This window comes from Duganella sp. Root336D2, from assembly GCF_001425005.1.
GTDB lineage: Bacteria > Pseudomonadota > Gammaproteobacteria > Burkholderiales > Burkholderiaceae_D > Rugamonas.
In genome coordinates this window covers 212,235-238,056 of the sequence record NZ_LMDB01000001.1, presented here as the reverse complement: position 1 = coordinate 238,056, position 25,822 = coordinate 212,235, and the positions used below count along the sequence as shown (strand labels likewise).

At 61.3% G+C, this 25,822-nt stretch carries 20 protein-coding genes; 13 read left to right on the top strand and 7 right to left on the bottom strand.

Going from position 1 to position 25,822, the window contains the following annotated elements:
* Positions 1 to 7: 7 nt before the first annotated feature.
* The 6 genes from ASD07_RS00935 to ASD07_RS00910 all read left to right on the top strand — a co-directional run bounded on the left by ASD07_RS00935 (position 8) and on the right by ASD07_RS00910 (position 9,973).
* On the top strand, positions 8 to 1,654 hold the full coding sequence (locus ASD07_RS00935) for a DUF5597 domain-containing protein (RefSeq protein ID WP_055923826.1): 1,647 nt from the start codon (positions 8 to 10) through the stop codon (positions 1,652 to 1,654).
* A gap of 13 nt (positions 1,655 to 1,667) precedes the next feature.
* Positions 1,668 to 3,164: a tryptophan halogenase family protein gene (locus tag ASD07_RS00930; RefSeq protein ID WP_055923823.1), complete on the top strand. Its 1,497-nt coding sequence runs from the start codon at positions 1,668 to 1,670 to the stop codon at positions 3,162 to 3,164.
* A 118-nt stretch (positions 3,165 to 3,282) separates the two neighbouring features.
* Positions 3,283 to 4,437, top strand: coding sequence for a fumarylacetoacetate hydrolase family protein (locus tag ASD07_RS00925; RefSeq protein ID WP_229207014.1), 1,155 nt, complete (start codon positions 3,283 to 3,285; stop codon positions 4,435 to 4,437).
* 17 nt (positions 4,438 to 4,454) lie between these two features.
* Complete coding sequence (locus ASD07_RS00920; protein WP_055923820.1) at positions 4,455 to 5,222, top strand: SDR family NAD(P)-dependent oxidoreductase; 768 nt, start codon at positions 4,455 to 4,457, stop codon at positions 5,220 to 5,222.
* A 13-nt stretch (positions 5,223 to 5,235) separates the two neighbouring features.
* Entirely contained in the window at positions 5,236 to 7,005 is a 1,770-nt protein-coding gene (locus ASD07_RS00915; RefSeq protein ID WP_055925173.1) for an IlvD/Edd family dehydratase, read from the top strand.
* 244 nt (positions 7,006 to 7,249) lie between these two features.
* Positions 7,250 to 9,973 (top strand): AAA domain-containing protein, encoded by a 2,724-nt coding sequence (locus ASD07_RS00910; RefSeq protein WP_055923817.1) that lies wholly within the window; start codon positions 7,250 to 7,252, stop codon positions 9,971 to 9,973.
* Here the strand turns inward: ASD07_RS00910 and ASD07_RS00905 are convergent.
* The gene (locus ASD07_RS00905) at positions 9,942 to 11,066 is read right to left on the bottom strand and encodes a PHB depolymerase family esterase (protein ID WP_082507033.1); all 1,125 of its coding nucleotides are present in this window, start codon (positions 11,064 to 11,066) and stop codon (positions 9,942 to 9,944) included. The genes ASD07_RS00910 and ASD07_RS00905 overlap by 32 nt on opposite strands.
* A 138-nt stretch (positions 11,067 to 11,204) precedes the next feature.
* Here ASD07_RS00905 and ASD07_RS00900 point away from each other — a divergent pair, with 138 nt between their 5' ends.
* Together ASD07_RS00900 and ASD07_RS30580 are read left to right on the top strand one after the other, a co-directional pair.
* Positions 11,205 to 11,975 (top strand): ABC transporter substrate-binding protein, encoded by a 771-nt coding sequence (locus ASD07_RS00900; RefSeq protein ID WP_229207013.1) that lies wholly within the window; start codon positions 11,205 to 11,207, stop codon positions 11,973 to 11,975.
* Positions 11,976 to 12,092: 117 nt separating this feature from the next.
* The gene (locus tag ASD07_RS30580; RefSeq protein WP_156397800.1) at positions 12,093 to 12,368 is read left to right on the top strand and encodes a hypothetical protein; all 276 of its coding nucleotides are present in this window, start codon (positions 12,093 to 12,095) and stop codon (positions 12,366 to 12,368) included.
* A 3-nt stretch (positions 12,369 to 12,371) separates the two neighbouring features.
* Here the strand turns inward: ASD07_RS30580 and ASD07_RS00895 are convergent, their stop codons facing one another.
* Positions 12,372 to 13,784 (bottom strand): hypothetical protein, encoded by a 1,413-nt coding sequence (locus tag ASD07_RS00895; RefSeq protein ID WP_055923811.1) that lies wholly within the window; start codon positions 13,782 to 13,784, stop codon positions 12,372 to 12,374.
* Positions 13,785 to 13,995: 211 nt separating this feature from the next.
* Here ASD07_RS00895 and ASD07_RS00890 point away from each other — a divergent pair, with 211 nt between their 5' ends.
* Genes ASD07_RS00890 through lpdA form a run of 4 tightly spaced genes read left to right on the top strand, consistent with a single transcriptional unit; the run spans position 13,996 to position 18,996 of the window.
* On the top strand, positions 13,996 to 15,228 hold the full coding sequence (locus tag ASD07_RS00890) for a 3-methyl-2-oxobutanoate dehydrogenase (2-methylpropanoyl-transferring) subunit alpha (RefSeq protein ID WP_055923808.1): 1,233 nt from the start codon (positions 13,996 to 13,998) through the stop codon (positions 15,226 to 15,228).
* Position 15,229: 1 nt separating this feature from the next.
* Positions 15,230 to 16,261, top strand: coding sequence for an alpha-ketoacid dehydrogenase subunit beta (locus ASD07_RS00885; protein WP_055923805.1), 1,032 nt, complete (start codon positions 15,230 to 15,232; stop codon positions 16,259 to 16,261).
* Between the two features lie 2 nt (positions 16,262 to 16,263).
* Positions 16,264 to 17,595, top strand: a complete 1,332-nt coding sequence (locus tag ASD07_RS00880; RefSeq protein ID WP_055923802.1) for a dihydrolipoamide acetyltransferase family protein — start codon at positions 16,264 to 16,266, stop codon at positions 17,593 to 17,595.
* A 3-nt stretch (positions 17,596 to 17,598) separates the two neighbouring features.
* Entirely contained in the window at positions 17,599 to 18,996 is a 1,398-nt protein-coding gene (gene lpdA / locus ASD07_RS00875) for a dihydrolipoyl dehydrogenase (protein ID WP_055923799.1), read from the top strand.
* A gap of 9 nt (positions 18,997 to 19,005) precedes the next feature.
* Here lpdA and ASD07_RS31990 read toward each other — a convergent pair whose 3' ends face one another.
* A complete protein-coding gene (locus ASD07_RS31990; protein WP_255356969.1) occupies positions 19,006 to 19,485 on the bottom strand; it encodes a glycine zipper 2TM domain-containing protein in 480 nt (159 codons plus the stop codon).
* Positions 19,486 to 19,750: 265 nt separating this feature from the next.
* Between ASD07_RS31990 and ASD07_RS00865 the strand changes: the two genes are divergently transcribed.
* Entirely contained in the window at positions 19,751 to 22,369 is a 2,619-nt protein-coding gene (locus ASD07_RS00865) for a M1 family metallopeptidase (protein WP_055923793.1), read from the top strand.
* A gap of 27 nt (positions 22,370 to 22,396) precedes the next feature.
* On the opposite strand, the gene ASD07_RS00860 is transcribed toward ASD07_RS00865, so the two are convergent.
* From ASD07_RS00860 to ASD07_RS00845, 4 genes are all read right to left on the bottom strand, one after another.
* Complete coding sequence (locus ASD07_RS00860; protein ID WP_055923791.1) at positions 22,397 to 23,845, bottom strand: hypothetical protein; 1,449 nt, start codon at positions 23,843 to 23,845, stop codon at positions 22,397 to 22,399.
* A 129-nt stretch (positions 23,846 to 23,974) separates the two neighbouring features.
* A complete protein-coding gene (locus tag ASD07_RS00855) occupies positions 23,975 to 24,685 on the bottom strand; it encodes a hypothetical protein (RefSeq protein WP_055923788.1) in 711 nt (236 codons plus the stop codon).
* Positions 24,686 to 24,690: 5 nt separating this feature from the next.
* Complete coding sequence (locus ASD07_RS00850) at positions 24,691 to 25,038, bottom strand: hypothetical protein (protein WP_055925167.1); 348 nt, start codon at positions 25,036 to 25,038, stop codon at positions 24,691 to 24,693.
* Positions 25,039 to 25,082: 44 nt separating this feature from the next.
* Positions 25,083 to 25,799: a hypothetical protein gene (locus ASD07_RS00845; protein WP_055923785.1), complete on the bottom strand. Its 717-nt coding sequence runs from the start codon at positions 25,797 to 25,799 to the stop codon at positions 25,083 to 25,085.
* Between the last annotated feature and the right edge of the window lie 23 nt (positions 25,800 to 25,822).

Here is a 25,822-nt window from a genome sequence, read left to right as displayed (position 1 = left end):
AAGACGCATGAAAAGAATTCACTGCCGCCGCATGGCGGCGTTTGGCTTGATGGCCGTGCTGGCTGCGACTGCCGATGCGGCGCAGGCGCCGATTCCACAGCTGGCAGGTAAAGACGGGCGCTATGCGCTGCTGGTCGACGGCAAGCCGTTCACCATGCTGGGCGTGCAGGCCCACAATTCCAGCAATTATCCGGCCGCACTGGATAAGGTATGGGCGGCGGCAAAAGATGCGCATGCCAACACGGTCGAAATTCCGGTGGCCTGGGAGCAGCTGGAGCCGGACGAAGGGAGGTTTGACTTCAGCTTCGTCGATACCCTGGTCGCGCAGGCGCGCCAGAACAAGATGCGGCTGGTCCTGTTGTGGTTCGGCACCTGGAAGAACACCGGACCGCAGTACACGCCAGAGTGGGTGAAGTTTGATAACCGGCGTTTCCCGCGCATGGTCGACAGGGAGGGGAAGGGGATCTACTGCTTGTCGCCGTTTGGCGAACAGACTTTGCAGGCCGATAAGAAAGCCTTTGTCGCCCTGATGGCGCACCTGAAAAAGATCGATGCAGCGCAGCGCACCGTGATCATGGTGCAGGTAGAAAACGAAGTGGGCACCTATGGCACCGTGCGCGACTTCGGGGCGAAGGCGGAGGCGGCCTTCCGCCAGCCGGTGCCGCCGGCTATCCTGGCGCGCAAGAAGGCGCCTGTGCCGGGTGCGGCCAGCGGCACCTGGGCCGAAGTGTATGGCCCGTACGCCGACGAATACTTCCACGCTTACGCGGTGGCGAGCTATATCGAAGCGCTGGCCAAAGCAGGGCGTGCGGTCTACGACCTGCCGATGTATGTCAACAACGCGCTGCGCGACCCGATCGAGCCGATGGCGCCATGGAAGGGCAACTTTGCCAGCGGCGGGCCGACTTTCGACGTGATCGATATCTACAAGGCAGCCGCGCCGCATATCGACATTGCCGCGCCGGACGTGTACTCGCCTGAATCGAGCAAGGTGGGGGCCACGCTCTCCCTGTTCCAGCGTCCGGACAATGCCTTGCTTGTGCCTGAAATGGGCAATGCGGCCGGATATGCACGGTATGTCTACCAGATCCTGGGCCGCGGAGCGATCGGGGTCGCGCCATTCGGCATCGACTATGCCGACTACAGCAACTACCCGCTCGGATCAAAGCTGAAGGACAAGGCCATGGCCGAACCTTTCGGCAGGATCTACGCGGCGTTCCGCCCGATGCAGGGACAGTGGGCGCAGTGGGCGCTGGACGGGCGCACTTTCGGCATTGCCGAGGCCGAGGACCGCAAGCCGCAAACGATCGATGCCAATGGCTGGAAAATCACGGCATCGTTCCGCGAATGGCAATTCGGGACTGCCAACAACGGCGACCGCCCGCCCGGCACCGAGTCGCCCAACGGCGGCGCCGCCCTGGCACAGGTGGCCGCCAACGAGTTTGTGGTGATCGGCCAGAATATACGTCTGGCCTTTGAGGGCGCCGGCGCGAACGCCGGCAAGCCTTCGATGTACGCCCGCGTGGAAGAGGGTCATTTCGACAACGCGGGCAAATGGGTTATGGAACGCAACTGGAACGGCGACCAGACCGACTATGGCATCAATTTCACCGCCAACCCCACGGTACTGAAGATCCGCCTGGGCACTTATTGAAGGAGAAGCAGGCATGGCAGGTAAGCCGATCCGGAACATCGTAATTGTCGGCGGCGGCACCGCCGGCTGGATGAGCGCTGCGCCGCTGGCGCTCAAGCTTGGCAAGGCCTGCCGGATCGTGCTGGTCGAATCGCCGGAGATCGGAACGGTGGGCGTTGGCGAGGCGACCCTGCCCACCATCCGCTACTTCAACCACGCGCTGGGGCTGGATAACGCCGATTTCGTCCGCAAGACGCAGGCCACCTACAAGCTCGGTATCGAGTTCAAGGACTGGGGGCATGTTGGCAACCGCTTTTTCCACGGCTTCGGCGACTTCGGCCCCACCATCGAAAACCGTTCGCCGGTGACCTACTGGCTGCGCCTGGCCCGCGAATACAAGGACATGCCGTCCTACGAGGAATGGTCGACAGCGACCGCCATGGCACGCAGTAACCGCTTCATGGAGCCTTACGGCGACCAGCCTGCCGCGACCAATGCCTTCTCTTACGCCTATCATTTCGACGCCAGCCTGTACGCGGCCTACCTGCGCGATTATGCAATGGAGCGCGGCGTGCAGCGCATTGAAGGCTTGATCAGTGAGGTCGAGCAGCATCCTGAAACGGGTTTCATCACCGCGGTGAAGCTGAACGACGGGCGCCGCGTCGAGGGCGACCTGTTCATCGACTGCTCCGGCTTCCGCGGCCTGCTGATCGAAGGCGTCTACCAGGCCGGGTACGACGACTGGAGCGCCATGCTGCCGTGTAACAGCGCGCAGGCCGTACCCTCTGAAAAGGTGGAGCCCCTGACGCCATACACGACGTCCACCGCCCGCAGCGCCGGCTGGACCTGGCGAATCCCGCTGCAACACCGCACCGGCAATGGCCATGTGTATTGCAACGGCTTTACCAGTGACGAAGAGGCGGGACGCGTGCTGCTGGCCGGCCTGGACGGCCGCGCCCTCGATAACCCGCGCCAGCTGCGATTCACCACCGGACGGCGCCGCAAGTCATGGGTCAAGAATTGCGTGGCAATCGGTTTGTCGAGCGGCTTTCTGGAGCCGCTTGAATCGACCAGCATCAATATCATCGAAAACTCGGTTGGCTGGCTGCTGCAGTATTTCCCCGACCGTGACGCCAGCCCGGAGCTGGCCGATGAATTCAACCGGCTGGTGTCGCAGCGCTACGAGTATGTGCGCGACTTCATCATCCTGCACTACAAGGCGACCCGGCGCGACGATTCCGAATTCTGGCGCTATTGCGCCAATATGGCGATCCCGGACACCTTGCGGCACCAGATCGAGCTGTTCCGGGCCACTGGGCGCGTGGCCATTTACGACCGGGACGGCTTTAGCGTCGCTTCCCACGTCTCGATCCTGATGGGGCTGGGGATCGTACCCAGGGCCTACGATCCGCTGGTCGACCTTTTCGACCTGGCGCGCCTGCATGAGCACTTCAGCCGGCTGCGCGAGACCATCAGCCAGGCAGTGGCCGCCATGCCCGGGCATGGCCAATACATTGCGCAATTACGATAGAAGAACCCAGTACGCGTAATTATGAACGCCGTTGGTGACTTTCATAATTGCCGAGACCAGCGCTAGCGGGCAACATTCCATTCGTAAATCAACCAACCCAGTCAGGGAGAAGATTCAAGTGACGAATGGAATATTGCCGGCCGACCTGGAGCGGGCGCTGCTGGTAGGGCGTGTCTGGCGCGAAAACGTGGGCCCTGCAGTCGTCGTAGTGCGCCAAGGCGAAGTATTCGACATCACGCAGCACGCGCCGACCGTGTCCGCGCTGCTCGAACGCGCCGGCCTGCAGGAACTGCTGGCGAACCTGCACGGCGAGCTGCTCGGGACGGCGGAAGAATTGGTGGATGGCTCGGCCGCCGCCCGCGGCTTGCGCCTGCTGGCGCCGTGCGACCTGCAGGCCATCAAGGCCTGCGGCGTCACTTTTGCAGTCAGCCTGCTCGAACGCGTGATCGAAGAGCGCGCAAAGGGCGATCCGGCAAACGCCGCGGGCTTGCGGCGTGAGATCCAGTCGCGCATTGGCGTCGACTTGTCCGAAATCCGCCCCGGCTCCGATGAAGCCATGCGCCTGAAACAAGACCTGCTGGCGCAGGGCTTGTGGTCGCAATACATGGAGGTGGGCATTGGACCAGACGCCGAAGTATTTACCAAATCGCAGCCAATGTCTGCCGTCAGCCATGGCGACGCCGTGGGCCTCCATCCATCCTCGAAATGGAACAATCCCGAGCCGGAAATCGTGCTGGCGGTGAATGGCGCCGGCGTGGCCCTGGGCGCCACCCTGGGCAACGACGTCAACCTGCGCGACATCGAAGGCCGCAGCGCCCTGTTGCTGGGCAAGGCCAAGGACAATAACGCCTCGTGCTCGATTGGCCCCTTCATCCGCCTGTTCGACCAGCACTTCGACATGGACACAATCCGCAACGCGGAAGTGAGCCTCGCGATCGAAGGCGACGACGGCTTCCAGCTGGCGGGCACCAGCCGCATGCGCGAGATCAGCCGCGATCCGCTCGACCTGGTGGCCCAGACCTGCGGCAAGCACCACCAGTATCCCGATGGCTTCATGCTCTTCCTCGGCACCATGTTTTCGCCGACCAAGGACCGCGCTGCGGCTGGCGGCGGCTTCACCCACCACCTGGGTGACCGCGTCAGCATCAGCAGCCCGGCGCTGGGAACCCTGGCCAACCACGTGCAGCGCAGCGACCAGCTGCCGCCCTGGACCTTCGGCGTGCGTGCCCTGTACAGCAACCTGGCGCAGCGCGGCATCGCGCTCGGGGAGTGAACATGGCTGGCAAACCAATGGAATTTGCGCGCTATCCGGACCTGCCGGGCAAACTGGTCGTGGTCACTGGCGGCGGCAGCGGTATCGGCGCTGCCATCGTCGAAGCCTTTGCCGGCCAGGGGGCGCAGGTGGTCTTCCTGGACGTGCAGGACGAACCGTCGCGCGAACTGGCCGCCAGGCTGGCCGGAAGCAGCCACCCGCCGCATTATGTGCACTGCGACCTGACCGACCTGGAGCAACTCGGCGCTGCGTTTACCGCCATTACGCGCGACTACGGCGCTGTCGACGTCCTGGTGAACAATGCCGCCAACGACCAGCGCCACCAGGTGCAGGACGTTACGGCGCAGTACTGGGACCAGAGCCTGGCCGTCAACCTGCGCCACCAGTTCTTCTGCACCCAGGCGGTGGTGCCCGGCATGCAGTCGAAAGGCGCCGGCGTGATCCTGAACTTCGGCTCCATCTCATGGCATCTTGCGCTGGCCGGCTTACCGCTGTACATGGCGGCCAAGGCTGCCATCGAAGGCCTGACGCGCGGCCTGGCGCGCGAGTTGGGCCCGCACGGCATCCGCGTCAACTGCATCGTGCCGGGCGCGGTCAACACGCCGCGCCAGATGGCGCTGTGGCAGACGCCGGAGAGCGAAGGGGCAATCCTGGCAGCGCAATGCCTGCCGCAACGCGTTGAGCCGGATGACGTCGCGGCGCTGACGCTGTTCCTGGCGTCGTCCAACGCGGCGCGCTGCAGCGGACGCGAGTATTTTGTCGATGGCGGCTGGTATGGCGCTTAAGGAGGGTGACACCATGAACAAACGCCGCTTCCGCTCGCAGGACTGGTTCGACAATCCAGAGCGCATCGACATGACTGCGCTCTATCTCGAGCGTTTCATGAATTACGGCATCACGGCCGAGGAACTGCGGTCCGGCCGGCCGATTATCGGCATCGCCCAAAGCGGCAGCGACATCAATCCATGCAACCGCATCCACCTGGAACTGGCCAAGCGGGTGCGCGAGGGCATCCGCGACGCCGGCGGCATTCCGATGGAATTCCCGGTACACCCGACTTTCGAGAATTGCCGGCGGCCGACTGCCGCTATCGATCGCAACCTGGCCTACCTGGGGCTGGTAGAGATCCTGCACGGCTATCCGATTGATGCGGTGGTGCTGATGACCGGTTGCGACAAGAGCACCCCGTCCCAGCTGATGGCCGCGGCCACGGTCGACATTCCAGCCATCGTGCTGTCGGGCGGGCCGATGCTGGACGGCTGGCTCGACGGGGAACTGGTGGGTTCGGGCGCCGCCATCTGGAAAGGCCGGCGCATGATGGCGGCGGGCCAGATCAATGAAGAGAAGTTCCTGCAGATCGCAACGGCGTCCGCCCCTTCTTCGGGACATTGCAACACAATGGGCACCGCCTCCACCATGAATGCGATCGCCGAGGCGCTCGGCATGTCGCTGACCGGTTGCTCGGCCATTCCCGCGCCATACCGCGAACGGGGGCAGATGGCGTATGAAACCGGGCGCCGCATCGTGGCCATGGCGCATGAGGACTTGCGGCCATCGCAGGTCATGACGCGCGCGGCATTCCTGGATGCCATCGTGGTCAACGCCGCCATTGGCGGCTCGACCAACGCACAGCCGCATATCATGGCCATGGCGCGCCATGCCGGCGTTGAAATCACGCCGGAGGACTGGATGCGCTTTGGGTACGACGTGCCTTTGCTGCTCAATATGCAGCCGGCTGGAAAATACCTGGGCGAGCGCTTCCATCGCGCTGGCGGCGTACCGGCCATCATGTGGGAGCTGCTGCAGGCTGGCCGCCTGCTTTCCGATCGCCCAACCGTCACGGGCCGCAGCATGGCCGCCAACCTGGAAGGCCGCGCCACTTCCGACCGTGAAATGATCTATCCGTTTGAACAGCCGCTGAAGAAGCAGGCCGGGTTCCTGGTCCTGAAAGGCAACCTGTTCGATTTCGCCATCATGAAGACCAGTGTAATCTCGGCGGACTTTCGCCAGCGCTACCTGTCTGCACCGGGACATGAAGGCGTGTTCGAATGCCGCGCAGTAGTGTTCGACGGCTCGGACGATTACCATGCCCGCATCAACGATCCTGCGCTCGAGATTGATGCGCGCACCATGCTGGTCATTCGCGGCTCCGGCCCGATCGGCTGGCCGGGCTCGGCCGAGGTGGTCAATATGCAGCCGCCGGATGCCTTGCTGAAACAGGGTATCAGCGCTTTGCCGACGCTGGGCGACGGCCGCCAGTCCGGTACTTCGGACAGCCCATCGATCCTGAACGCATCGCCGGAAAGCGCGGCCGGCGGCAACCTGGCATGGCTGCGCACCGGCGACATTATCCGCGTCGACCTGAACGAGGGGCGCTGCGATGTGCTGATCGGCGACGAGGAGTTCGCCGAGCGGAAAAAGCTGGCTCCGGCACCGGTCCCTCCCAGCCAGACGCCGTGGCAGGAGCTGTACCGCGCTACCGTCGGCCAGTTGCAATCCGGGGCCTGCCTGGAATTGGCCGTATCATACCGCGGGGTTGGCCACGATTTACCGCGCCATAACCATTAAGCTGCCGCCCCTGAATTTCGCAGGGGCTTTTTTACGCGAACTATCATCAATATGCGGCGGTGACATTTCAAGAGAATCTCCCGGGAAGGAAGGCCTATAGTGTACGGGGCGCGGTCGCACGCCCGGCACTTCATTTCACAGGAGATTCAAGCAATTGCTTATCCAGCCCGCCCCGGAACGTTCACGCCAAGGCGCCGTCGCGCACACGGCCGGCTGGTTGCCGCAAGTACGGGCTTAGGCGGGTATGGTTTCCATATTTGTGGATGATGTCGATAGAACCCGGCAAGTGAAGGATTGGAAGATTTGGCGGGATAACAAGGAGAAGAAGCTCGTTCTTACCTGCTATTTTCATTCGGGAAAGTCGTTTCATTACCCGCTTGGTAAATGCCGGATTCAACCGACCGTCAAAGTGGATGCGAGATTGCTGTCGCGCGCGGGTGGAAGCGTGTTCAATGCGATCGACAGCGCCGAAATTTACGGCGGACGCTATGCGGTGGTACGGTACGCCGGAAACCCCAACGACTACGTCTGGAATGCGTCGGGTATTACCCTTAGTTCAGTATCCTCCGTCAAGGAGGGACCAGTATTTCGCTACCTGGCGGACGTCGCGCAAGCCAGGATCGCGATGTCTGCGCCAGCGGACAGGCCAATCACCGAGAATATCCTGCGTCAACTTGAGAAGCTGCCTGCACATGAAGACAGCGTACTTGACGCGTATTGTTCGGGGCAGTGGCGATCGCGGCAACCGGACGGGGAACTGATCTATCCATTTGGTGTGAACGAGAGCCAGTTGCAGGCGGTAGAGCAGGCCTTCACGTCCCAGGTAAGTCTGGTTGAAGGTCCGCCAGGTACTGGCAAGACGCAGACAATCCTGAACATGGTCGCAAATATTGTGTTGCGAGGAAAGACCGTTGCGATCCTGTCCAACAACAACGCCGCGGTCGACAACGTCTACGAGAAGCTTGCCAAGGTTGACCTGGACTGGCTGGTTGCCAGGCTGGGGAGCCAGGAAAATCGCCATGAGTTCTTCAAGTCGCTTGCCCCGGTCCACAGCTGCGATCCTGCCGCGGCGCCGAGTATGGAGCAAATCCAGATCTGCCTGCGCAAGTTGAGCGGGCTTCTCCAGGCCCGGGGCAGGGTAGCGCGGCTGACGGCGGAGATCGATGAAATCAATATCGAACTCCGGTACCTGCAGCAATGGCAGGAAGAAAACGAGGTGATGGCGCCGCTGTCTGTGACGAAGTACAAGCTCTCTCCAGGAAAGTCGACGGATTTGATGGCTTACCTGGCCTGCCTCGAAGACAAGCGCCTCAGGATTAAAGACAGGATCGAACTCCTGCTCAATTTCAGAATCCTGCGCATGAAGCCCTTTGATAATCTGGAAAAGCGCAAGGCGGTAATTTACGCGCTCCAGCGGCACTTCTACGAAGAGCTGCTCCGGATGAAGGGGGCGGAACTCGATGACTGCCAACAGGCGCTCGATAGGGGCAATTTCGAGGCGCTGCTGGAGGAGCTGAGCGCCGGGTCGATGTTATATCTGAAACAGCAACTGGCTCGAACGCCGCAGCCTCCTGTGGAGTTCGGCGCAAAGACCTACCGCAAGGATTTTGACGCTTTCCTGAAACGATTCCCTGTACTCGGCAGCAGCGCACACTCGATTGTCAATTCCCTCGCGCCGGGGACGATACTCGATTACGTCATTATCGATGAGGCGTCGCAACAGGACATTGTTCCAGGAATCCTGGCGCTTGGCTGCGCCAGAAACCTGATCATCGTCGGTGACAGGAAACAGTTGCCGCATATCCCTGCAAAAACGGGCCTTGCCGCACCAGCAGAGTTTTACGATTGCGACAGATATAGCCTGCTCGATTCGTGCATCGGGGTATTTGGAAGCGCCATGCCAATGACGCTGCTGAAGGAGCACTATCGTTGCCATCCAAGGATCATCCAGTTCTGCAACCAGCAGTTCTACGACAATCAGCTTGTACCGATGACCCTGGACTCTGGCGAGAAGCCGCTGAGGCTGATTGTGACCGCCAAGGGAAATCATGAACGCAGGAATGCCAATCGTCGTGAGCTGGACTCATTCCTCGAAACACTCGATTGGAGTGGACCGAGTGACTGGGATGGTGCAAACAGCCGGGGCTTCATCGCGCCATTTAAGGCACAAGTTTCGCTATCGCGCGGGCTGTTGCCATCGGACTTTGTGAAGGAAACTGTGCACAAATTCCAAGGCCGGGAGTGCGATGAGATCGTCTTCTCCACGGTGCTGGACAAAAAGACCAGCGGTTCGGAGAAGCTGGCCTTTGTGGACGATCCTCACCTGGTCAATGTCGCTGTGTCGCGAGCCAGGGAAAGATTTACGCTTGTCACTGGCGACGGCGTTTTCAGCGGAGGTACCGGGCACGTGGCTGCGCTTTTGCGTTACATGGAATATTATGCCGACGTTGATCAAGTCTATCGTGCTCCGGTCGTATCGGCCTTCGACCTGCTATATGAAGAGTATGACCAGTCCCTTGAGAGGCTCAATGATAAATTGCGCGATAGCGATTCAAAGTTCAAGTCCGAACGTATCGTAGCAGCCATTCTGCGCCATGCCTTGAAGCACGAAGCGCACCAGACGATGAAATTCCACAGCCAGGTGCCGCTGATTCAGCTGGTGGCGTCGAGCCGGCTGCCGTTGACTCCGCGCGAAAAGGAATTCATTCGGAATCGCGCGAGCTGTGACTTCGTGCTCTATTTTAAGGTCGGCAAGGCACCTCTCGGCGTGATCGAGGTCGATGGCGGCTCGCATGACTTGCCGCACCAGGCCGAGCTTGACGCCCTTAAGGACAGCATCCTTAAAAAATACGCGATCCCTATCTTGCGGTTAAAGACGGTGGAATCGGAAATTGAAGAAAAGGTGGGGCGATTCCTGTTCCAATGGGCGAGGGGCCCTAGCGGCGATGCTTGCCGAAAAAATCAATGATCAATCGGCCAGCATCGGGACCTGCTTTCGCATTGAACCGTTCCGATGGATCGCCTCCGCTCCACGCGTGGCCAAGGCCGCTAATGCGCACTGAACGTACCACGGGTTTATTGCCAAGCAGGTAGTCGTGAATTTCGTGTGCGTTCCGGCTGCCGCCGCGCAGGGATGGCTTGATCGTTATACGCTGCGCTCCTGTGTCATGGGGCATGCCATTCAATCGCAGCCACTGGCGTATGAGCTGTTGCTGATTTACCGGATGGACCACTTTATCGTCGTCGCCCTGGATGGTCAGGACCGGCATGAGCGGCATCGGCAGGGCAACTCCAGTCAGCGAAGGCCGCCTGCGATGCTCCAGGATGCGTTCGATCGGGCCTTCGGCGGGCGTTGCCGAACCGTGCCGCATCACGCGCAGGCCATCCACCGCATTGCTTGCGGCGCCAAAGACCGGGCTCGAATGCAGGCCGACCGCTGCAATCAACTCAGGATGATTGAGCGCCAGTATGGCGGCCATTCCGGCGCCGGCGGAAATGCCGCAGGCGTAGATCCGGCTGCGGTTGATTGGGTACTGTGTGCAGATCTTTTCAATCAGTCCCGCCAAGGCAGCGGCTTCATCGCTGCCTTGCTGTACCGACGAGGAATACCAACGCCAGCAGCGCTGTGCCTGCATGCTGAGCGGTTGCTGCGGGTACAGCACTGCATATCCCTTGCCCTCTGCCAGGTGATTCATTCGCGTCCCTTTGGCGAGCTGGGTAGCGCTTTGATGGCAACCGTGCAGCATCACAATCAGGGGCCAGCCATGGCGGACTACAGTTTCGGGGATCTGTTCAGGCGTATACAGCCAATAGTTCATCCGTGCGAGATGGCTTCGGGATTGCAGCGGATATGCAAACTGGCCGGCTTGCCAGTTACCCGGGGCGGGATGGACATCCTTACGTTCGTGCGAACGGATTGGCACCTTCCTGGACGATGAGCCAGTCCGTTTTACGGCTTTGGGCGCTGAGGCAGCGACGAGTTTGGTGACTAAACGCTGCTGTGCTTTACCGGCGCGTGCCAGGCTGCGCAGCAATTGGGATACTGGATTTGCTTTTGCCATCAGGACTCCGCCGGTTTTTGCTGCGCTGCAGTATGTTACCCCGCCCGGCCCGTTCCGGAGCGTCCGATATGCAGCGCCTCTCCATCCTGTGCAATAATCGATTTCATCACCCTGATGAGGCGTGGCGCTATTTGAGGAATGGTAGCGCTTGCCATCCGGAACGCTATCAAGATGTCCTTTTCACTCCGTCTGTTGTTTGCCATCACTCTCATCCCAAAGACCATCTATGCGGCGGAGCTGGTGATGGCCATCTCGAACGGCAGCGGCATGCCAATGACCGACATTCGTGCCGAGGAATTGAAAGGCGGGATACTCAAGGAGTTCGGGGATGCATTGGGTGAACAGTTGCATCTCCAGCCGCGCTACCTGATCTTGCCACGCACCAGGGTTGAAGGCGCACTCTTGCGCGGGCACGCCGACTTGCTATGCGACCTGCGGCCCGAGTGGCTCGACAACCAGACCTTCCTCTGGTCCGACGCGATCATCTCGAATCGGATGATTGTTGCCATGCGCCGCGAAAGACCTTTGCCAGCGTCCCTGGATGCCATCGCAGGGCTGCGCGTCGGTACTGTCCGGGGGTACCGCTACCCGGAAGTCGAGCGCTTGCAGCCGGCGATCGCGCGTGATAACGCTGCCAACGATAGCCAGAACCTGGAGAAGCTGCTGCTTGGGCGCTTTGACTTTATTTTCACGAACCGCATTTATTTCGACTGGCAGCGCAAGGTGCATCCTGAACGGGAGCGCCTGGCTCCCTACGACCTGAAGATCACGGACTTTGATACTTACTGTGCAATCCCCGCGCATGGCAAGCTTGCTATCAAGGACCTGAACCAGGCGATTGCGACGCTTAAGGCGCGTGGCACCATCCAATCGATCCTGGCGCGTTACCGGCCGCATGGCCCATCCTGAAATTTCGCGCTTCCGGCCAGCGGGCGCACAAGGTCCACACCTTGTGCGCAAGTATGGTTCTACGAAGTAAACGACGATGCCGCCAGGTTCGTCAAATTCCTGCCTTTGCTGAGAAGGATGGCCAATGCGGGCAGCAAGATGGCGCAGGCCGGCCGGCTCGAGCTGGCTGCGCCCGCGGCGCATTATCTTCCCGACGGCTATCGGCATTTTCACGACCCGCTGCGGCGCACTGCCCGCGACTCGGGTCCGGGAAACCGCTGGCGTTCATTTCCGAACCTGGCCTGGGCTGGCGCTGTTCCGGCGCAGGGTACCTGGTACTGCAGGACATCATGGAGTCAATTGCGCAAACGGGGCTTGCCGAACATCTCGACCAGCATTTGTTCGCTCGCCTAACAGTCAGAACTGCTCGTTGCGCGCCACGAGTTCACCAGGGGAGCCGAGCAAGAAAATATTGTCGTTCAGCGCCTCTTCGGTTTTGTAGCGCTCATAGGTGGTAAGGGAAGGCAGCAGGTCGCGCACCAGTGACTGCTGGCTCGGGGTGGTTTTGTCCTTTGTCAGCTTGCCGAGCAGGAACGTCTGCACCCGCTCCGACTGATTTGCCATCTGTTCCAACGTCGCCTTGTTCAACTTTCCGTCCCTGAAGTTCAGCGAGACATTGCTGCGCGCGCTGTCGTCAATCTGATGGTATTCATAGTTCTGGGTCTGCGGCGTTCCGTCGAAAAAGGGCGCACTGGATTTTTCGATGGCGGTATGGAATTGGGCCCCCAGGTGTGATTGCTGCGATTGGCTGATGGCGCGCTCGTTGAGCGTTGGGGTCTTCACCGTGGTCGACTGCGAAACATCGTAGGAGAAATTATCCTGTTCCAGCGGCTTGCGCGGATTGCTCGATGTTGGTGTCTGGGTGACGGAAGCACTGAAATCGGAAAGGCCGGTGAGGGTGCTGCGGTCGGAGTTCAGCTGCCAGCGGGAATCCGCAGCAAGCGCATCCTTGCGCTCCTCGCTGGTAGCGGTTCGATTCATGTCCGAGAAAGCGTCCTTGAACATGGCCATCAACCTCTTGTCGCCGTGACCGCGCGACACTGCCTGGTCGAATTGGGCAAGGTAATTGTTGATGGCCTTTGCCTGCTGCTGCCTGGTGCCGACGTGCTCCACGGCGCCCGTATCCACATTCACTTCAGCCTTGCCATCGGGCCCGCCTATGCTCACTTTGCGCCGCGCGTCGTCAATGCTGAAATCCAGGGTTTGCGTGGTGGCGTCGGCTGTCTTCACTTCGGCATGGAAGTCGATGGACTGCACAAACTGGTGATCGAACCGGGTCAGGCCGCCTAACCGTACTTGCGGATTCGGTTCGGCCATTCCGTCAATGGCGGCCTGGAATGCGTCCGCCAGCCCGGCAAGGGCTTTGCGCTCATCATCCTTCAACTCGGCGCTTGAACTGACCTGGAAGATCATTTCGTCATCCATATTGGCCAGCGTCAGTTCAAGCTTGGCGCCACTTCGTGTCGTGACGCTCAGCCCGAATCTGTTGTCGACGGTGTCGGGCAATTTCGTATGGTCGGGCGGAATCACCGAACCGGTGCCGAGCTGCTTCAGGATATCCGCACCAAGCTCATGGTAACGCTGACCCGTCGAAACCGGGGCGGCGGCAGCGGCGAGCGCTTCCGGGCTCAGTGCGACGATGGTTGACGGCGGCGACGTGCCGGCCGCCGCGTCGAGCCTGGCGACGACCGGATTGAGGCTCCGGCCGGATGCCGGCGCCGCGTAGCGGCTGGCTGGTTGCCAGTTGGAGAGAGTGGAAATTGAGCTCATTCCCACTTAACGGCAATTCATTAGTGAAACTTTAATTGTGACCCTTCGGCATTGCAAAGCGTGCTACCCTACCATTGCTTTTGAGGAAATGTTTTTCGTGCCCGTTTTGCGATCCGCAGCGGGCGGTTCCACAATCCAGGCCGGCTGCCGCTACCCGCTGCGGGCCCGCCAGGATTGGTCCTGCGTCACCATCGCAATTGAAGGAATCTGAATGAGCAAGGGCGAACCACTTCGCCTGCACGTGCCCGAACCGACGGGACGTCCAGGCTGTGCAACTGATTTTACCTATCTCCGGCTTTCGCCGGCCGGCGCCGTGCGCCGTCCCGAGGTTGACGTGGCTCCCATGGACACGCGCGATCTCGCATACTCCCTGATCAGCGTGATCGACGCCGAAGGCAACGCAGTCGGGCCCTGGGTCCCCGAAATCGATATCGAAACCGTGCGCAAAGGCATGCGCGCCATGATGAAGACGCGCATCTTCGATAGCCGCATGCTGATGGCGCAGCGCCAGAAGAAGATGTCTTTCTATATGCAGAGCCTTGGCGAGGAGGCCATCGGCACCGCGCAAGCGCTGGCGCTCAATGTGGACGACATGTGTTTTCCCACCTATCGCCAGCAAAGCATCCTGGTGGTGCGCGACTACCCGATGGTGGACATGATCTGCCAGCTGATGTCGAATGAGCGCGATCCGCTCAAAGGCCGCCAGTTGCCCGTCATGTACTCGGTGAAGAAGGCGGGCTTCTTTTCGATTTCCGGCAACCTCGCGACGCAATATATCCAGGCAGTGGGCTGGGGCATGGCGTCTGCGATCAAGGGCGATACCAAGATTGCATCGGCATGGATCGGTGACGGCGCCACGGCGGAGGCGGACTTCGACACCGCACTGACTTTCGCCCACGTGTATCGCGCCCCGGTGATCCTCAATGTGGTCAACAACCAGTGGGCCATCTCGACCTTCCAGGCCATTGCCGGCGGCGAGGACACCACATTCGCTGCGCGTGGCGTAGGCTGCGGTATCGCGTCGCTGCGTGTCGACGGCAATGACTTCCTGGCGGTGTACGCGGCGTCGCGCTGGGCCGCCGAGCGGGCGCGCCGCAACCTCGGCCCCTGCCTGATCGAATGGGTTACCTATCGCGCGGGCCCGCATTCGACCTCCGACGACCCATCAAAGTACCGACCCGGCGACGACTGGTCGCATTTCCCCCTTGGGGATCCGATCGCACGCCTGAAGCAGTACCTGATCAAGGCCGGCGCCTGGTCCGAGCAGGAGCACGAGGAAACCCAGAAACGGCTGGAGGCGGAAGTCCTGGCGGCGCAGAAGGAGGCCGAGCAGTACGGCACCATGGCCAGCGGCCATACCTTCAGTCCCGCGGAAATGTTCGACGGCATCTATAAGGAATTGCCGGAACACTTGCGCGTGCAACGTCAGCAACTGGGGATCTGAGATGGCGGAAAACACAGTAAAAACTTCCATGACCATGATCCAAGCGCTGCGTTCGGCGATGGATGTGATGATGGAGAAGGATGAAAATGTCGTGGTCTTCGGCCAGGACGTTGGCTACTTTGGCGGCGTGTTCCGCTGCACCGAGGGCCTGCAAAAGAAATACGGCAAATCGCGCGTGTTCGATACACCGATTTCCGAAGGCGGCATCGTCGGCGTGGCCATTGGCATGGGGGCGTACGGCCTTCGGCCATGTATCGAAATCCAGTTTGCCGACTATATCTACCCGGCTTACGACCAGATCGTGTCGGAGGCGGCGCGCCTGCGCTTCCGTTCGGCCGGTGACTTTACCGCGCCGATCACCATCCGTACGCCATGCGGTGGCGGCATTTACGGTGGCCAGACGCACAGCCAAAGCCCGGAGGCGGTCTTCGCCCACGTCTGCGGCTTGCGCACGGTGATGCCGTCGAATCCTTACGACGCCAAGGGACTGCTGATTTCTTCGATCGAGAACGACGACCCGGTGATCTTCCTCGAACCGAAGCGCTTATACAACGGCCCGTTTGACGGCCACCACGATAAGCCGGTGGTGCCCTGGTCGCAGAATCCTTTGGGCGAAGTGCCCGAAGGCTATTACACCGTCCCGCTGGACAAGGCGGCCATTTTCCGGCCGGGCAAGCAACTCACCGTACTTGCCTACGGCACCATGGTGTGGGTATGCGAGGCCGCCGCGCGGGAGACCGGCATCGATGCCGAGATCATCGACCTGCGCAGCCTGTGGCCGCTGGACCTTGAGACCATCGTCGAGTCGGTCAGGAAGACCGGCCGTTGCGTGGTGGTGCACGAAGCCACCCGTACTTGCGGCTTCGGCGCCGAACTGGTGTCGCTGGTGCAGGAACATTGCTTCTACCACCTGGAAGCGCCGATCGAACGTGTGACGGGCTGGGACACGCCTTATCCGCACGCGCAGGAGTGGGCGTATTTCCCTGGGCCGGCGCGTGTTGGCGCGGCGTTCAAACGTACGGTGGAGGCATAAAGATGGGTATTCACGTCATCAAGATGCCTGATATTGGCGAGGGCATTGCAGAAGTTGAGCTGGTCATGTGGCATGTCAAGGTGGGCGACGCCGTTACGGAGGACATGATCCTGGCTGATGTCATGACCGACAAGGCCACCATCGAGATCCCGTCGCCGGTGCACGGCACCGTGGCCATGCTGGGTTGCGCGGCGGGGCAGGTGATGGCTGTTGGGGCGGATCTGATTCATATTGAAGTGGAGGGTGCGGGCAACCTGAAACCGCAGGCTGCAAGCGCTGCCGCTGCCGCTTCCGCTGCAGCTGCAGCACCGGGGCAGGCTGCGCCACCGGCGCCGGTTGCCGCTGCTGCGCCTGTGCCGGCGGCGGTTGCTCCTGCGCCTGCTGCAGCCAAGGCCGCGGCGCCGCCGGCAGCGCACGCGTCCACGCCTGCGTCGACCCGCGTTGCGCGTGAGCCCGGCGAACGTCCGCTCGCTTCGCCGGCAGTGCGCAAGAGGGCCTGGGACATGGGTGTTGAACTGCAGTTCGTGCATGGCAGCGGTCCAGCCGGCCGCATCCAGCACGCGGACCTCGACTCTTATGCTGCGCGCGGCGTCCAGGGTGGACCAGCCGCTGTCGCGCGCGGTTATCGCGAGATCCACACGGAACAGGCGATTCCCCTGATAGGGCTGCGCCGCAAGATCGCGCAGAAAATGCAGGAATCGAAGCGCCGCATCCCTCACTTCTCCTATGTCGAGGAGGTCGATGTCACCGAGCTGGAGAACCTGCGCCTCCGCATGAACGAGCAATGGGGCAAGGATCGCGGAAAACTGACGGTGCTGCCGTTGCTGGCGCGCGCCCTGGTGGTTGCGCTGCGCCAGTTTCCACAGATGAACGCACGCTTCGATGACGACGCGGGCGTGGTCACGCAGTACGGTGCCGTCCATCTCGGGGTTGCGACGCAGACCGATTCGGGGCTGATGGTATCGGTGCTGCGCCACGCCGAGGCGCGCGATATGTGGTCCTGTGCCGCAGAGATCGGGCGCCTTGCCGATGCTGCGCGTACCGGCAAGGCCACGCGCGACGAGCTGTCCGGTTCGACCATCACCATTTCCAGCCTCGGTGCGCTGGGCGGGATCGTCACCACCCCCGTGATCAACCATCCGGAAGTGGCCATCATCGGCGTCAACAAGATCGTGGAGCGGCCCATGGTACGGCAGGGGGCGGTAGTAATCCGCAAGATGATGAACCTGTCGTCCTCATTCGACCACCGCGTGGTCGACGGAATGGATGCCGCCCAGTTCGTGCAAACCATCCGCGGCCTGCTCGAATGCCCAGCCATGCTCTTTGTGGAGTAATCAATGAATCAACACACCACTACGCTGCTGGTAATCGGCGGCGGTCCCGGCGGCTATATTGCGGCCATTCGCGCCGGGCAGCTGGGTATTCCGACCACGCTGGTCGAAGCTGCGGAACTTGGCGGCACATGCCTCAATGTCGGCTGCATTCCATCGAAAGCGCTGATCCATGCGGCGGAGGAATTTGAGAAAGCCAGCCATTTCGCGAGCGGATCGGCGCTCGGGATTTCGGTGCAGGCGCCGCGCATCGACATTGGCCAGACCGTGCTGTGGAAAGACGGCATCGTCGCTCGCCTGACCGGCGGCGTGGCGGCATTGCTGAAGAAAAGCGGGGTGCGCGTCGTCAAGGGATGGGCCAATATCGTCGATGGCAAGACGGTCGAAGTGGTTCGCGACGGCGAAAGCCCGCAGCGTATCGGCTGCGAACACCTGCTGCTGGCCACCGGTTCGCATGCTACCGAATTGCCCTTCATGCCGTTTGGCGGGAAAGTGATCAGTGCAACGGAAGCACTGTCGCCCAAGACCGTGCCGGGCAAACTGGTGGTGGTGGGAGCAGGGTACATCGGTCTCGAACTGGGTATTGCTTATGCCAAGCTGGGGGCGCAGGTTGCCGTGGTGGAGGCACAGGAGCGGATCCTGCCCGCCTACGATACGGAATTGATCCGTCCGGTGGCCATTGCACTCAAGGGACTGGATGTCGAGACCCATCTTGGGTGCTCGGTGCTCGGGCTGGAGCAAGGGGGCGTGGCGGTGCGCATTCGAAATGCCGCCGGCGAAGAGTCGGCATTGGCGGCGGACCAGGTGCTGGTCGCAGTCGGGCGCCGTCCGAATACACGCGGCTTCGGCCTGGAAAAGCTGCGCATCGACATGGATGGCCACTTCATCAAGGTCGACGACCAGTGCCGCACCTCGATGCGCGATGTGTGGGCGATCGGCGACGTGACCGGCGAACCGATGCTGGCGCATCGCGCCATGGCACAGGGCGAAATGGTGGCCGAGGTCATTAGCGGCAAGCGCCGCCATTTCAGCCCTGCCGCTATTGCGGCGGTGTGCTTTACCGATCCGGAAGTCGTGGTGGCCGGCGCCACGCCCCAGCAGGCACGAGTGCAGGGGATCGACTTCATCGAGGCCGTGTTCCCGTTTGCCGCCAACGGGCGCGCCATGTCACTCGAATCAAAGGACGGTTTCGTCCGGGTGGTAGCGCGCCGCGACAATCACCTGATCGTCGGCTGGCAGGCAGTGGGCAAGGCCGTGTCGGAGCTATCCGCGGCGTTCGCCCAATCCATCGAGATGGGGGCGACGCTGGAAGACGTGGCGGGGACGATCCACGCGCATCCCACCTTGGGCGAAGCGATCCAGGAAGCAGCGCTGCGGGCGTTGGGGCATGCGCTGCATATCTGATCGGCCTTGTTACTGTTGCGGCTGTGCCGGCGGCTGCGGTTGCTGCTGGTTGCGCTTGGCGATTTCGTTGCCAACATAACCGCCGCCAATCGCACCGACCACGGTAGCCACCTTGCGGCCATTGCCGCCGCCAACCTGGTTGCCGATCAAACCACCCACCACCGCGCCGATGCCGATGCCTAAAGCACTATTCTGTGGCGCAGCGACCGTGGCCGGTGCTGGCGCTTGCGCTTGCGGTTCAGCGGCCGCCACCTGCTGCGCCGGCGGGTAGTTACGGCGCGCCGGCGTCCTGTGCTCCACTACCTTGCGTGCTTCGGGTTCAGGCGCCGGCGCCGAGACCGCAACGGCTGCCGGCGTTGCGACGGCGGCTATCGGGGCGGCTGCCGCACTTGGCATGGTGGTCGCTTGGGAGTTCGGCAGCAGGCCGGCGATGGATGCGGCTCCAACCAGGCTCACGAGCGCAACCGAGGCGGCTGCGGCGATAATCATTGGATGAATTTTGGTGCGGGCGCTGTTTTCCATTTTCTTCTTTCGTGAATTCGCCATCATTGGCGCTTGCTCACTAAACGGCTGGGAAAGGCAAGGCGGTGACGCAAAAAGTGTTTCACGGGTAAGTAAATGTAAGCGGTTGAAGTAGCATATTTGGCAATTCGAGGCAGGAATTCGACCATTCGTCGCAAGCGAAGGACAGCAACCTGCCACCTCTCATAAAATTCAAGCTGGCCAATCCGAGCCGCTTTAGAAGAGAGAATCCATGAGAATTCCCCTGACCGTCCTTGCCTTGTCGCTGTCCGCCATGGGCGCCCATGCCGAATCGCCGTTCAAGTTCGCCGCCACCCCGGGCAAGCTGCCCAAGGACGTGATTCCGCTCCAATATACGGCGCACCTGGTGCCGGATGTTGCGAACAACACATTCAGCGGCTCCGAAACGATTGATGTCGAGGTGAAGCAGGCCACTTCCAGCATCATGCTCAATGCCCTGAACATGGAGATCGACGCCGCCGCCCTGAGCGGCAAGGGATTGCCGGAAACCAGGCTGGACCCGGTGCTCGACAAAAAGGCTCAAACGCTCAGCTTCAAGCTGGCCAAGCCGCTGCTGCCGGGCAAATACACGCTTGCGCTCAAGTTTCGCGGCGTGGTCAATCGTGAACCGCGCGGCCTGTTCTACCTGAAGTACAAGAGCGGCGCGGACGACAAGTCCCTGCTGGCAACCACCATGGAGCCGACCGATGCACGCCGCTTGCTGCCTACCTGGGACGAACCTTCGTTCCGCGCCAGGTTCAAGCTGACCGTGGACGTGCCGGCCAGCTTCAAAGCCTTCTCGAACACGCCGGCTGAAAAGCAGGAAACCCTGCCTGGCGGCCTGCAGCGCGTATCCTTCGGTGTCACGCCAAAGATGCCGAGTTACCTTTTCGTGCTGGTCGCTGGTGAAATGGCGCGCAATGTGGCCGCGCAGGACGGGGTTGAGATCGGCGTTGTATCCACCATCGGAAAGGAGGGTTCGACCCAGTTCGCGCTGGACTCCTCCAAAGAACTCCTGCATTACTACAACAATTATTTCGGCGTGCCTTACCCGCTGGCAAAGCTGGACCAGATCGCCATCCCCGGCATGAACGGCGCGATGGAGAACTGGGGCGGCATCGTCTACAACGAAGCGACCTTGCTGTACGACGCGAAGAAGAACCCCGAGACCACAAAGCAGACCGTATACGCCGTCACGGCGCACGAGATGGCACACCAGTGGTTCGGCAACCTGGTCACCATGGCCTGGTGGGACAACCTCTGGCTCAACGAAGGCTTTGCTTCCTGGATGGGCACCAAGGCGACCGCCCGTTTCCATCCTGAATGGCGTATGCAGCTCGACGCGATGGTGGACCGCGAGAGCGTGATGAACCTGGATGCGCGCGCGACCACGCATCCGATCCAGACCAAGGTCGAGAACGAAGAACAGGCCAACAGCGTGTTCGATGCGATCACTTACGGCAAGGGCCAGGCCTTCCTGCACATGCTGGAGGCGTACCTGGGCGAGGATGCGTTCCGCGAAGGTATCCGGGCCTACATGGCCAAGCACAAATACTCCAACACGACGAGCGCCGACCTGTGGGCGGCACTGGAGAAGGCGTCCGGCAAACCGGTTGCCATGCTGGCTTCAGACTGGACCACCCAGGCAGGCGTGCCCGTTGTAAAAGTGGCGCAAAGCTGCGAGAACGGCCAGCGCAAGGTCACGCTGACGCAGCAGCCTTTCGTGTTGGACGGCAGCCCCGTGCCGACGCGCCAGTGGCATATCCCGGTTGCGCTCGGCACCGTCGGCGGCAAGGTGGAGTACACCATGCTGTCGGGCGCCAGCAGCACCGTGACCCGTCCCGGCTGCGACGGCCAATTGATCGTCGACCCTGACAGTGTCGGCTATTATCGCGTGCAGTACGACGATGCCAGTTTCAATGCGCTGGCTGCGATGGCCACCGGGCTGCCGGACGCCAGCCGCGTCAAGCTGCTGGGCGACGCCTGGGCCATGGTGGTGAGTGAACGCATCCCCCTTTCGCGCTACCTGTCATTGGCCAGCCAGTTCAAGGACGAGCCGCGCCTTGCCGTCTGGGGCGCAATGCTGAACAACCTGGGCAACCTGTATAACCTGGCGCAGGGTACGCCGGAACGCGCCAAGCTTGGCCGCTACATCGCCACGCTGGTGCTGCCGAAGTTCCAGGCCTTGGGCTGGGAAGAGAAGCCGGGCGAATCGGTCGAGGACCGCCAGCTGCGCACTGCGCTGGCCGGCGTATTGGCCCGTACCGGCGACGAGAAGGTGATCGCCGAAGCCCGTGCGCGTTTCCAGCGTTACCTGGCGGATCCGGCCAGCTTGCCGCCTTCCTCGCTGGGCTTCGTGATGTCGGTGGTGGGACGCTATGCGGACGAGACGACCTACGATGCGCTGAAAGGACTGGCACTGAAGGCGCAGTCGGTGGAAGAGCGCAACCGCTTCGCGCGCTCGCTGGCGATGGCGATCGACCCCAAGCTGTCCGAGCGCACGCTGCAAATCGCACTGTTGCCCGACCTGCCGATCCAGCTGACCAGCATGGTGTTACCGAGCGTGGCCTCGGCGGAACACGTCGGGCAGGCCTGGACCTTCGCGGTTGCGAATCGCGAGGCGCTGCTGAAGAACCAGGATTCGGTGGCGGGCAACCGCATGTATTCGGCCATTGTCGCCAGCTCGGTCGACGCCGCCGATGCGGACCGGATGGAAGCCTATGTCAAGGAGCACTTCTCGGCCGACGCTCTGGTCGATGCCAAGCGAATTGGCAACGGCGTCAGGGTGCGTGCCAAGCAAAGGGCGCTGCTCGTTTCGCAGATTGGTCCGGCCCTCGATGAGATGAAATAAGGGCGAGGCCGGGCGACAAGCCGCGGGCTACATTCGGTCCAGGCTTTCGATGCGATTTGAAAGGATCGTGCCCATCCAGCGCAAGGAGTTGGACACGACCTGATCGTTCGGCATGATGCGGCTTAGTATCGCCTGGCTGTTCAACAGGACAGCGCCGCCGTCGGCAGGGTCCGCGACTTCCCAGGCGCCCGCGATGATCGGAAACTTCGTGAGCCACCGCAGTACGACGTCGACTTCTTTCTGGTGGATGAAATCGTATGGCGAATTGTGCATGTCGCCGTGACCTTGCTTCGCATTGTGGAGAATTGCTTGCGCAGTGAGTGGCTTGGCGGGCTTGAAGAGTTGCTTTCCGCCGATCTCGCCGCCCTTGGTGGGGCTTGCCGGCAAAATGCCGCCGACCAGGTGCAGCTTGAGCGTATTGTCGATCTGTCCCATGGCGCGCCCATTGCCGATCGGGCCGTGGATCACGGTTTGAGGCGGAACGGGCATGCCAACTCCCGTGGTGGCATCACGCGGGATGGCCAGGGGGTGCCACAGGATGGCACCCCAGGTGAAATTGGGTGTGCTGGCTTCGGCCAGGTCAAGCACCATCAAGTTGATTGGCCAGGCGCGGGCGTTTCGCGCGGGTTCGGCATGGAATATTGCCATCGTCGTGACCGGCAATAGAAACTGCATGCGCGAATAGTCCTTGCCCAACGCGAGCTTTTCCCCCTTCATTAACTTGCGGATTGCGCCGGCGATAACTGGGGAACGGGTAATATCGTTCCAGGAAATCGCGCGCGGCACCCCGCGCCCGGCTGCCAGCGCCTGCCGGCTTTGATCGTAGATCAATCCCGGGTCCACCATACGTTGAGCCAGCAGTTGGTATTCGGGATCGCGATGCGAGTTTTTCACCATCCAGCCCTGCAGCCTGGCCCTGTCCTCTGCATGAAAGAATTCCATCGAGTCGTTAGATGCGCCGCCGCTTATCTTTGCCGCGGCTTCCACCACTTTGCTGAGGACGACCGCGGTCCAGTTCGCGGGCGGCGTTCCGCTGGCCGTAACCTGGCGCAGTACCTGCCTGGAGTTGACGCCCGGCTGCGTTTCTTCGATGCCCAAGCGAATCGTCATCAAAAATCCTGTCTCAGTGCGCAAGCGTGGCAAGCGGCCGTAAAGGCTGCGAAACGACTTGCATGCTGCCTCCAGGATGCTCGCGCCTTGCAGATAGGCTGGGCCGGCATCGCCAATATAGACGCGCTTGTTCTTCGTAATCAGGCGGCCGGCCAGCTTATAGTAAATGACAGCTTCGTGTGTCGATGCTTTCCAGCGTGTGATCCAATCCGATGCACTGTCCATGACGTAGGGATCGTTGGCCGCGCCGGTGCCAGCGAGATCCGGAGCCAGCCTGGTTTCATGAATCAGCTTCTCGATCAGGGCGAGCAGGTGGAAGCCATCCACAAAGACGTTGCCGTTGCGCAGCTTCAAATAGCGTGCCATGATGCCTCCGAGCCGAAGATGGCGCCTGGCGCCGTTATCCATCCTGCCCAGTTTTAGCTGATTGCCAGCGCTGTTTCAAGTATCAATGCAGTATCAAAGCGTCGCTGCGAGAGGCCGCGCTGCGGCCTGCTACTGGAGCTTTACCAGGTCGGCTACAACGTCGAAGTCGCACTGGACGTGCTTCTTTTCAGCACCGCAGATGGCGGCATCGAAGAGCGGCAGCGTGCGCTTGCCGGAGTTGGCGCCGATGATTGAACGCGCGATGCCATTTTTGACGCAATCATCGCTGGGGGACGAGGCGGGCAGGGCGGCCGCATTGAACTCGAACTGGCCGACTGCGTGGACGCGCTTGAACCCTGGCAGCGGAGCGTCCGAGACAGTCATTTTGTCGACCTGGATTTTAAGCTTCGCCTCCGGATCATTCTCAACCGCTGAGTACTGCTGGCTATAGGTGCCGCCGTTGTACCCCTTGAGCAGATCACGATCAGAGGTCCTGACGTTGAAAGAAGCCAGCGTCATCCCCGGCTCGGTCAGCGATGGGAAGTGGAAGGTGCCGGTTTCCATTGGCAGCGGCATCAGTGAGCTGGAAACCTGGTATGCCTTGCCGTCATGCTCCACGTCCAGGCTTAGGCCGAAGCCGGTGATGGTATTGCCCTGGATGCCGAAACTGGCCAGCCCGACTTCCGGTTCACCGGTGCCAGCCAGCTTGATATCGCCGGCAACGCAGTTCATCGTATTGCCCTTGCCCGGCGTTTCCGATTGCTTCGCGTGCGATGTTGCCGTCTTCTGGCCGCAGGCTGCAAGCAGGATCGATGCAAGCAAAATGGCCAAGGGCTTCATGACTATTATTCGTCGAATTCCGAACTCAGGTCCTTGAAGCCCTTACGCACTGCGAAGGGCAGGAATTCGTCCGGCGTATCGAGCACGATCAGGCGCTTTTCCTGAATGACCGGATCGCCCGGCGTCAGATCAGGGCCGCTGTAGCCCAGAGTACGCAAGCGTGCGCTGATTTCGGCAAGCAGCTTATGATCCTTGTGCAAGCCGTCGCTGGCCGGTGCCGCCAGGTCGGCATAAAGGTCGACCACGCCATAACCTTCATCGAAGATGCGCAGGGACTTGATGTCGACGGTGCGGCCATTGCCGTCCACTGCTTTGAAAGGGCCGCTGAGCTGGATATCGGTGTCTTGAGTCATGCCGGCAGCATACACCATTTGATCGGATGCGCCGTAGTGAAAACTCATTTGCCCAGCAAACGAAGGGATTCTTCCCAATCATTCTCCCAGGCATAGAGGAAGTCGTGCGCCTTGAATGCGCGCTTTAACGGTCCGAGCGGAACACGGTAAACGTCGTGCAGTCCAAGCGCCAGGGTGACTGGATTCCATACCGCGTTACGTTTCGATTTGCGGGCGCTGGCTTTGACGCGGGCGCCGTCGTCACCGAAGATCCCAAGCGCCGTATCCAGTTCGCGCGCCAGGTCCAGTCGCACGAAAGCAGAAAAAGCGGTCAATACTTCGGCCTTGCCGATGCCATACTGCGATTCGCTTGTACTTGCGGCCTCACCCTGTGGGGGCGTCGGACGGTTCTCGTGCTTCAGCTTCCCCGCGAGGCGCTGCAGGTCCTTCTTGGGGAAACGCAATTCGTCGAGTGAGCGCCGAAATCCCGGGGCAGGCAATCGTGCCGGCAATTGATAGGCATCTTTCGTGAACGTGATCAGGACATCGTCGCTACCGGCTACCAGCCGTGCGATATCGTCCTGGAAGAAGATTGGCGCCGCATAGCCGCCGTTGGCATCGCCGAACAACTCCGGGTACGCCGCATCGTAATCGAGCCAGATCACCGGTTTCAGGCCGTTCTCCAGCAGGCGGGCGAGGGTCCACGGGGAGCCGGTCTGCCGCGCCAGCCAGGCGCAGGCTTCATCGGTGGTGGCCCTGAAAGGTAATACGGTATCGCTCATAGGTTTTTCTGTAGATTCTGGTG

Bases quoted from the DNA above. Each gene is read 5' to 3' on its own strand.
- ASD07_RS00935 (WP_055923826.1), top strand. From the start codon at position 8: ATGAAAAGAATTCACTGCCGCCGCATGGCGGCGTTTGGCTTGATGGCC.
- ASD07_RS00930 (WP_055923823.1), top strand. From the start codon at position 1,668: ATGGCAGGTAAGCCGATCCGGAACATCGTAATTGTCGGCGGCGGCACC.
- ASD07_RS00920 (WP_055923820.1), top strand. From the start codon at position 4,455: ATGGAATTTGCGCGCTATCCGGACCTGCCGGGCAAACTGGTCGTGGTC.
- ASD07_RS00915 (WP_055925173.1), top strand. From the start codon at position 5,236: ATGAACAAACGCCGCTTCCGCTCGCAGGACTGGTTCGACAATCCAGAG.
- ASD07_RS00910 (WP_055923817.1), top strand. From the start codon at position 7,250: ATGGTTTCCATATTTGTGGATGATGTCGATAGAACCCGGCAAGTGAAG.
- ASD07_RS00905 (WP_082507033.1), bottom strand. From the start codon at position 11,066: ATGGCAAAAGCAAATCCAGTATCCCAATTGCTGCGCAGCCTGGCACGC.
- ASD07_RS00900 (WP_229207013.1), top strand. From the start codon at position 11,205: ATGGTAGCGCTTGCCATCCGGAACGCTATCAAGATGTCCTTTTCACTC.
- ASD07_RS30580 (WP_156397800.1), top strand. From the start codon at position 12,093: ATGGCCAATGCGGGCAGCAAGATGGCGCAGGCCGGCCGGCTCGAGCTG.
- ASD07_RS00895 (WP_055923811.1), bottom strand. From the start codon at position 13,784: ATGAGCTCAATTTCCACTCTCTCCAACTGGCAACCAGCCAGCCGCTAC.
- ASD07_RS00890 (WP_055923808.1), top strand. From the start codon at position 13,996: ATGAGCAAGGGCGAACCACTTCGCCTGCACGTGCCCGAACCGACGGGA.
- ASD07_RS00885 (WP_055923805.1), top strand. From the start codon at position 15,230: ATGGCGGAAAACACAGTAAAAACTTCCATGACCATGATCCAAGCGCTG.
- ASD07_RS00880 (WP_055923802.1), top strand. From the start codon at position 16,264: ATGGGTATTCACGTCATCAAGATGCCTGATATTGGCGAGGGCATTGCA.
- lpdA (WP_055923799.1), top strand. From the start codon at position 17,599: ATGAATCAACACACCACTACGCTGCTGGTAATCGGCGGCGGTCCCGGC.
- ASD07_RS31990 (WP_255356969.1), bottom strand. From the start codon at position 19,485: ATGATTATCGCCGCAGCCGCCTCGGTTGCGCTCGTGAGCCTGGTTGGA.
- ASD07_RS00865 (WP_055923793.1), top strand. From the start codon at position 19,751: ATGAGAATTCCCCTGACCGTCCTTGCCTTGTCGCTGTCCGCCATGGGC.
- ASD07_RS00860 (WP_055923791.1), bottom strand. From the start codon at position 23,845: ATGGCACGCTATTTGAAGCTGCGCAACGGCAACGTCTTTGTGGATGGC.
- ASD07_RS00855 (WP_055923788.1), bottom strand. From the start codon at position 24,685: ATGAAGCCCTTGGCCATTTTGCTTGCATCGATCCTGCTTGCAGCCTGC.
- ASD07_RS00850 (WP_055925167.1), bottom strand. From the start codon at position 25,038: ATGACTCAAGACACCGATATCCAGCTCAGCGGCCCTTTCAAAGCAGTG.
- ASD07_RS00845 (WP_055923785.1), bottom strand. From the start codon at position 25,799: ATGAGCGATACCGTATTACCTTTCAGGGCCACCACCGATGAAGCCTGC.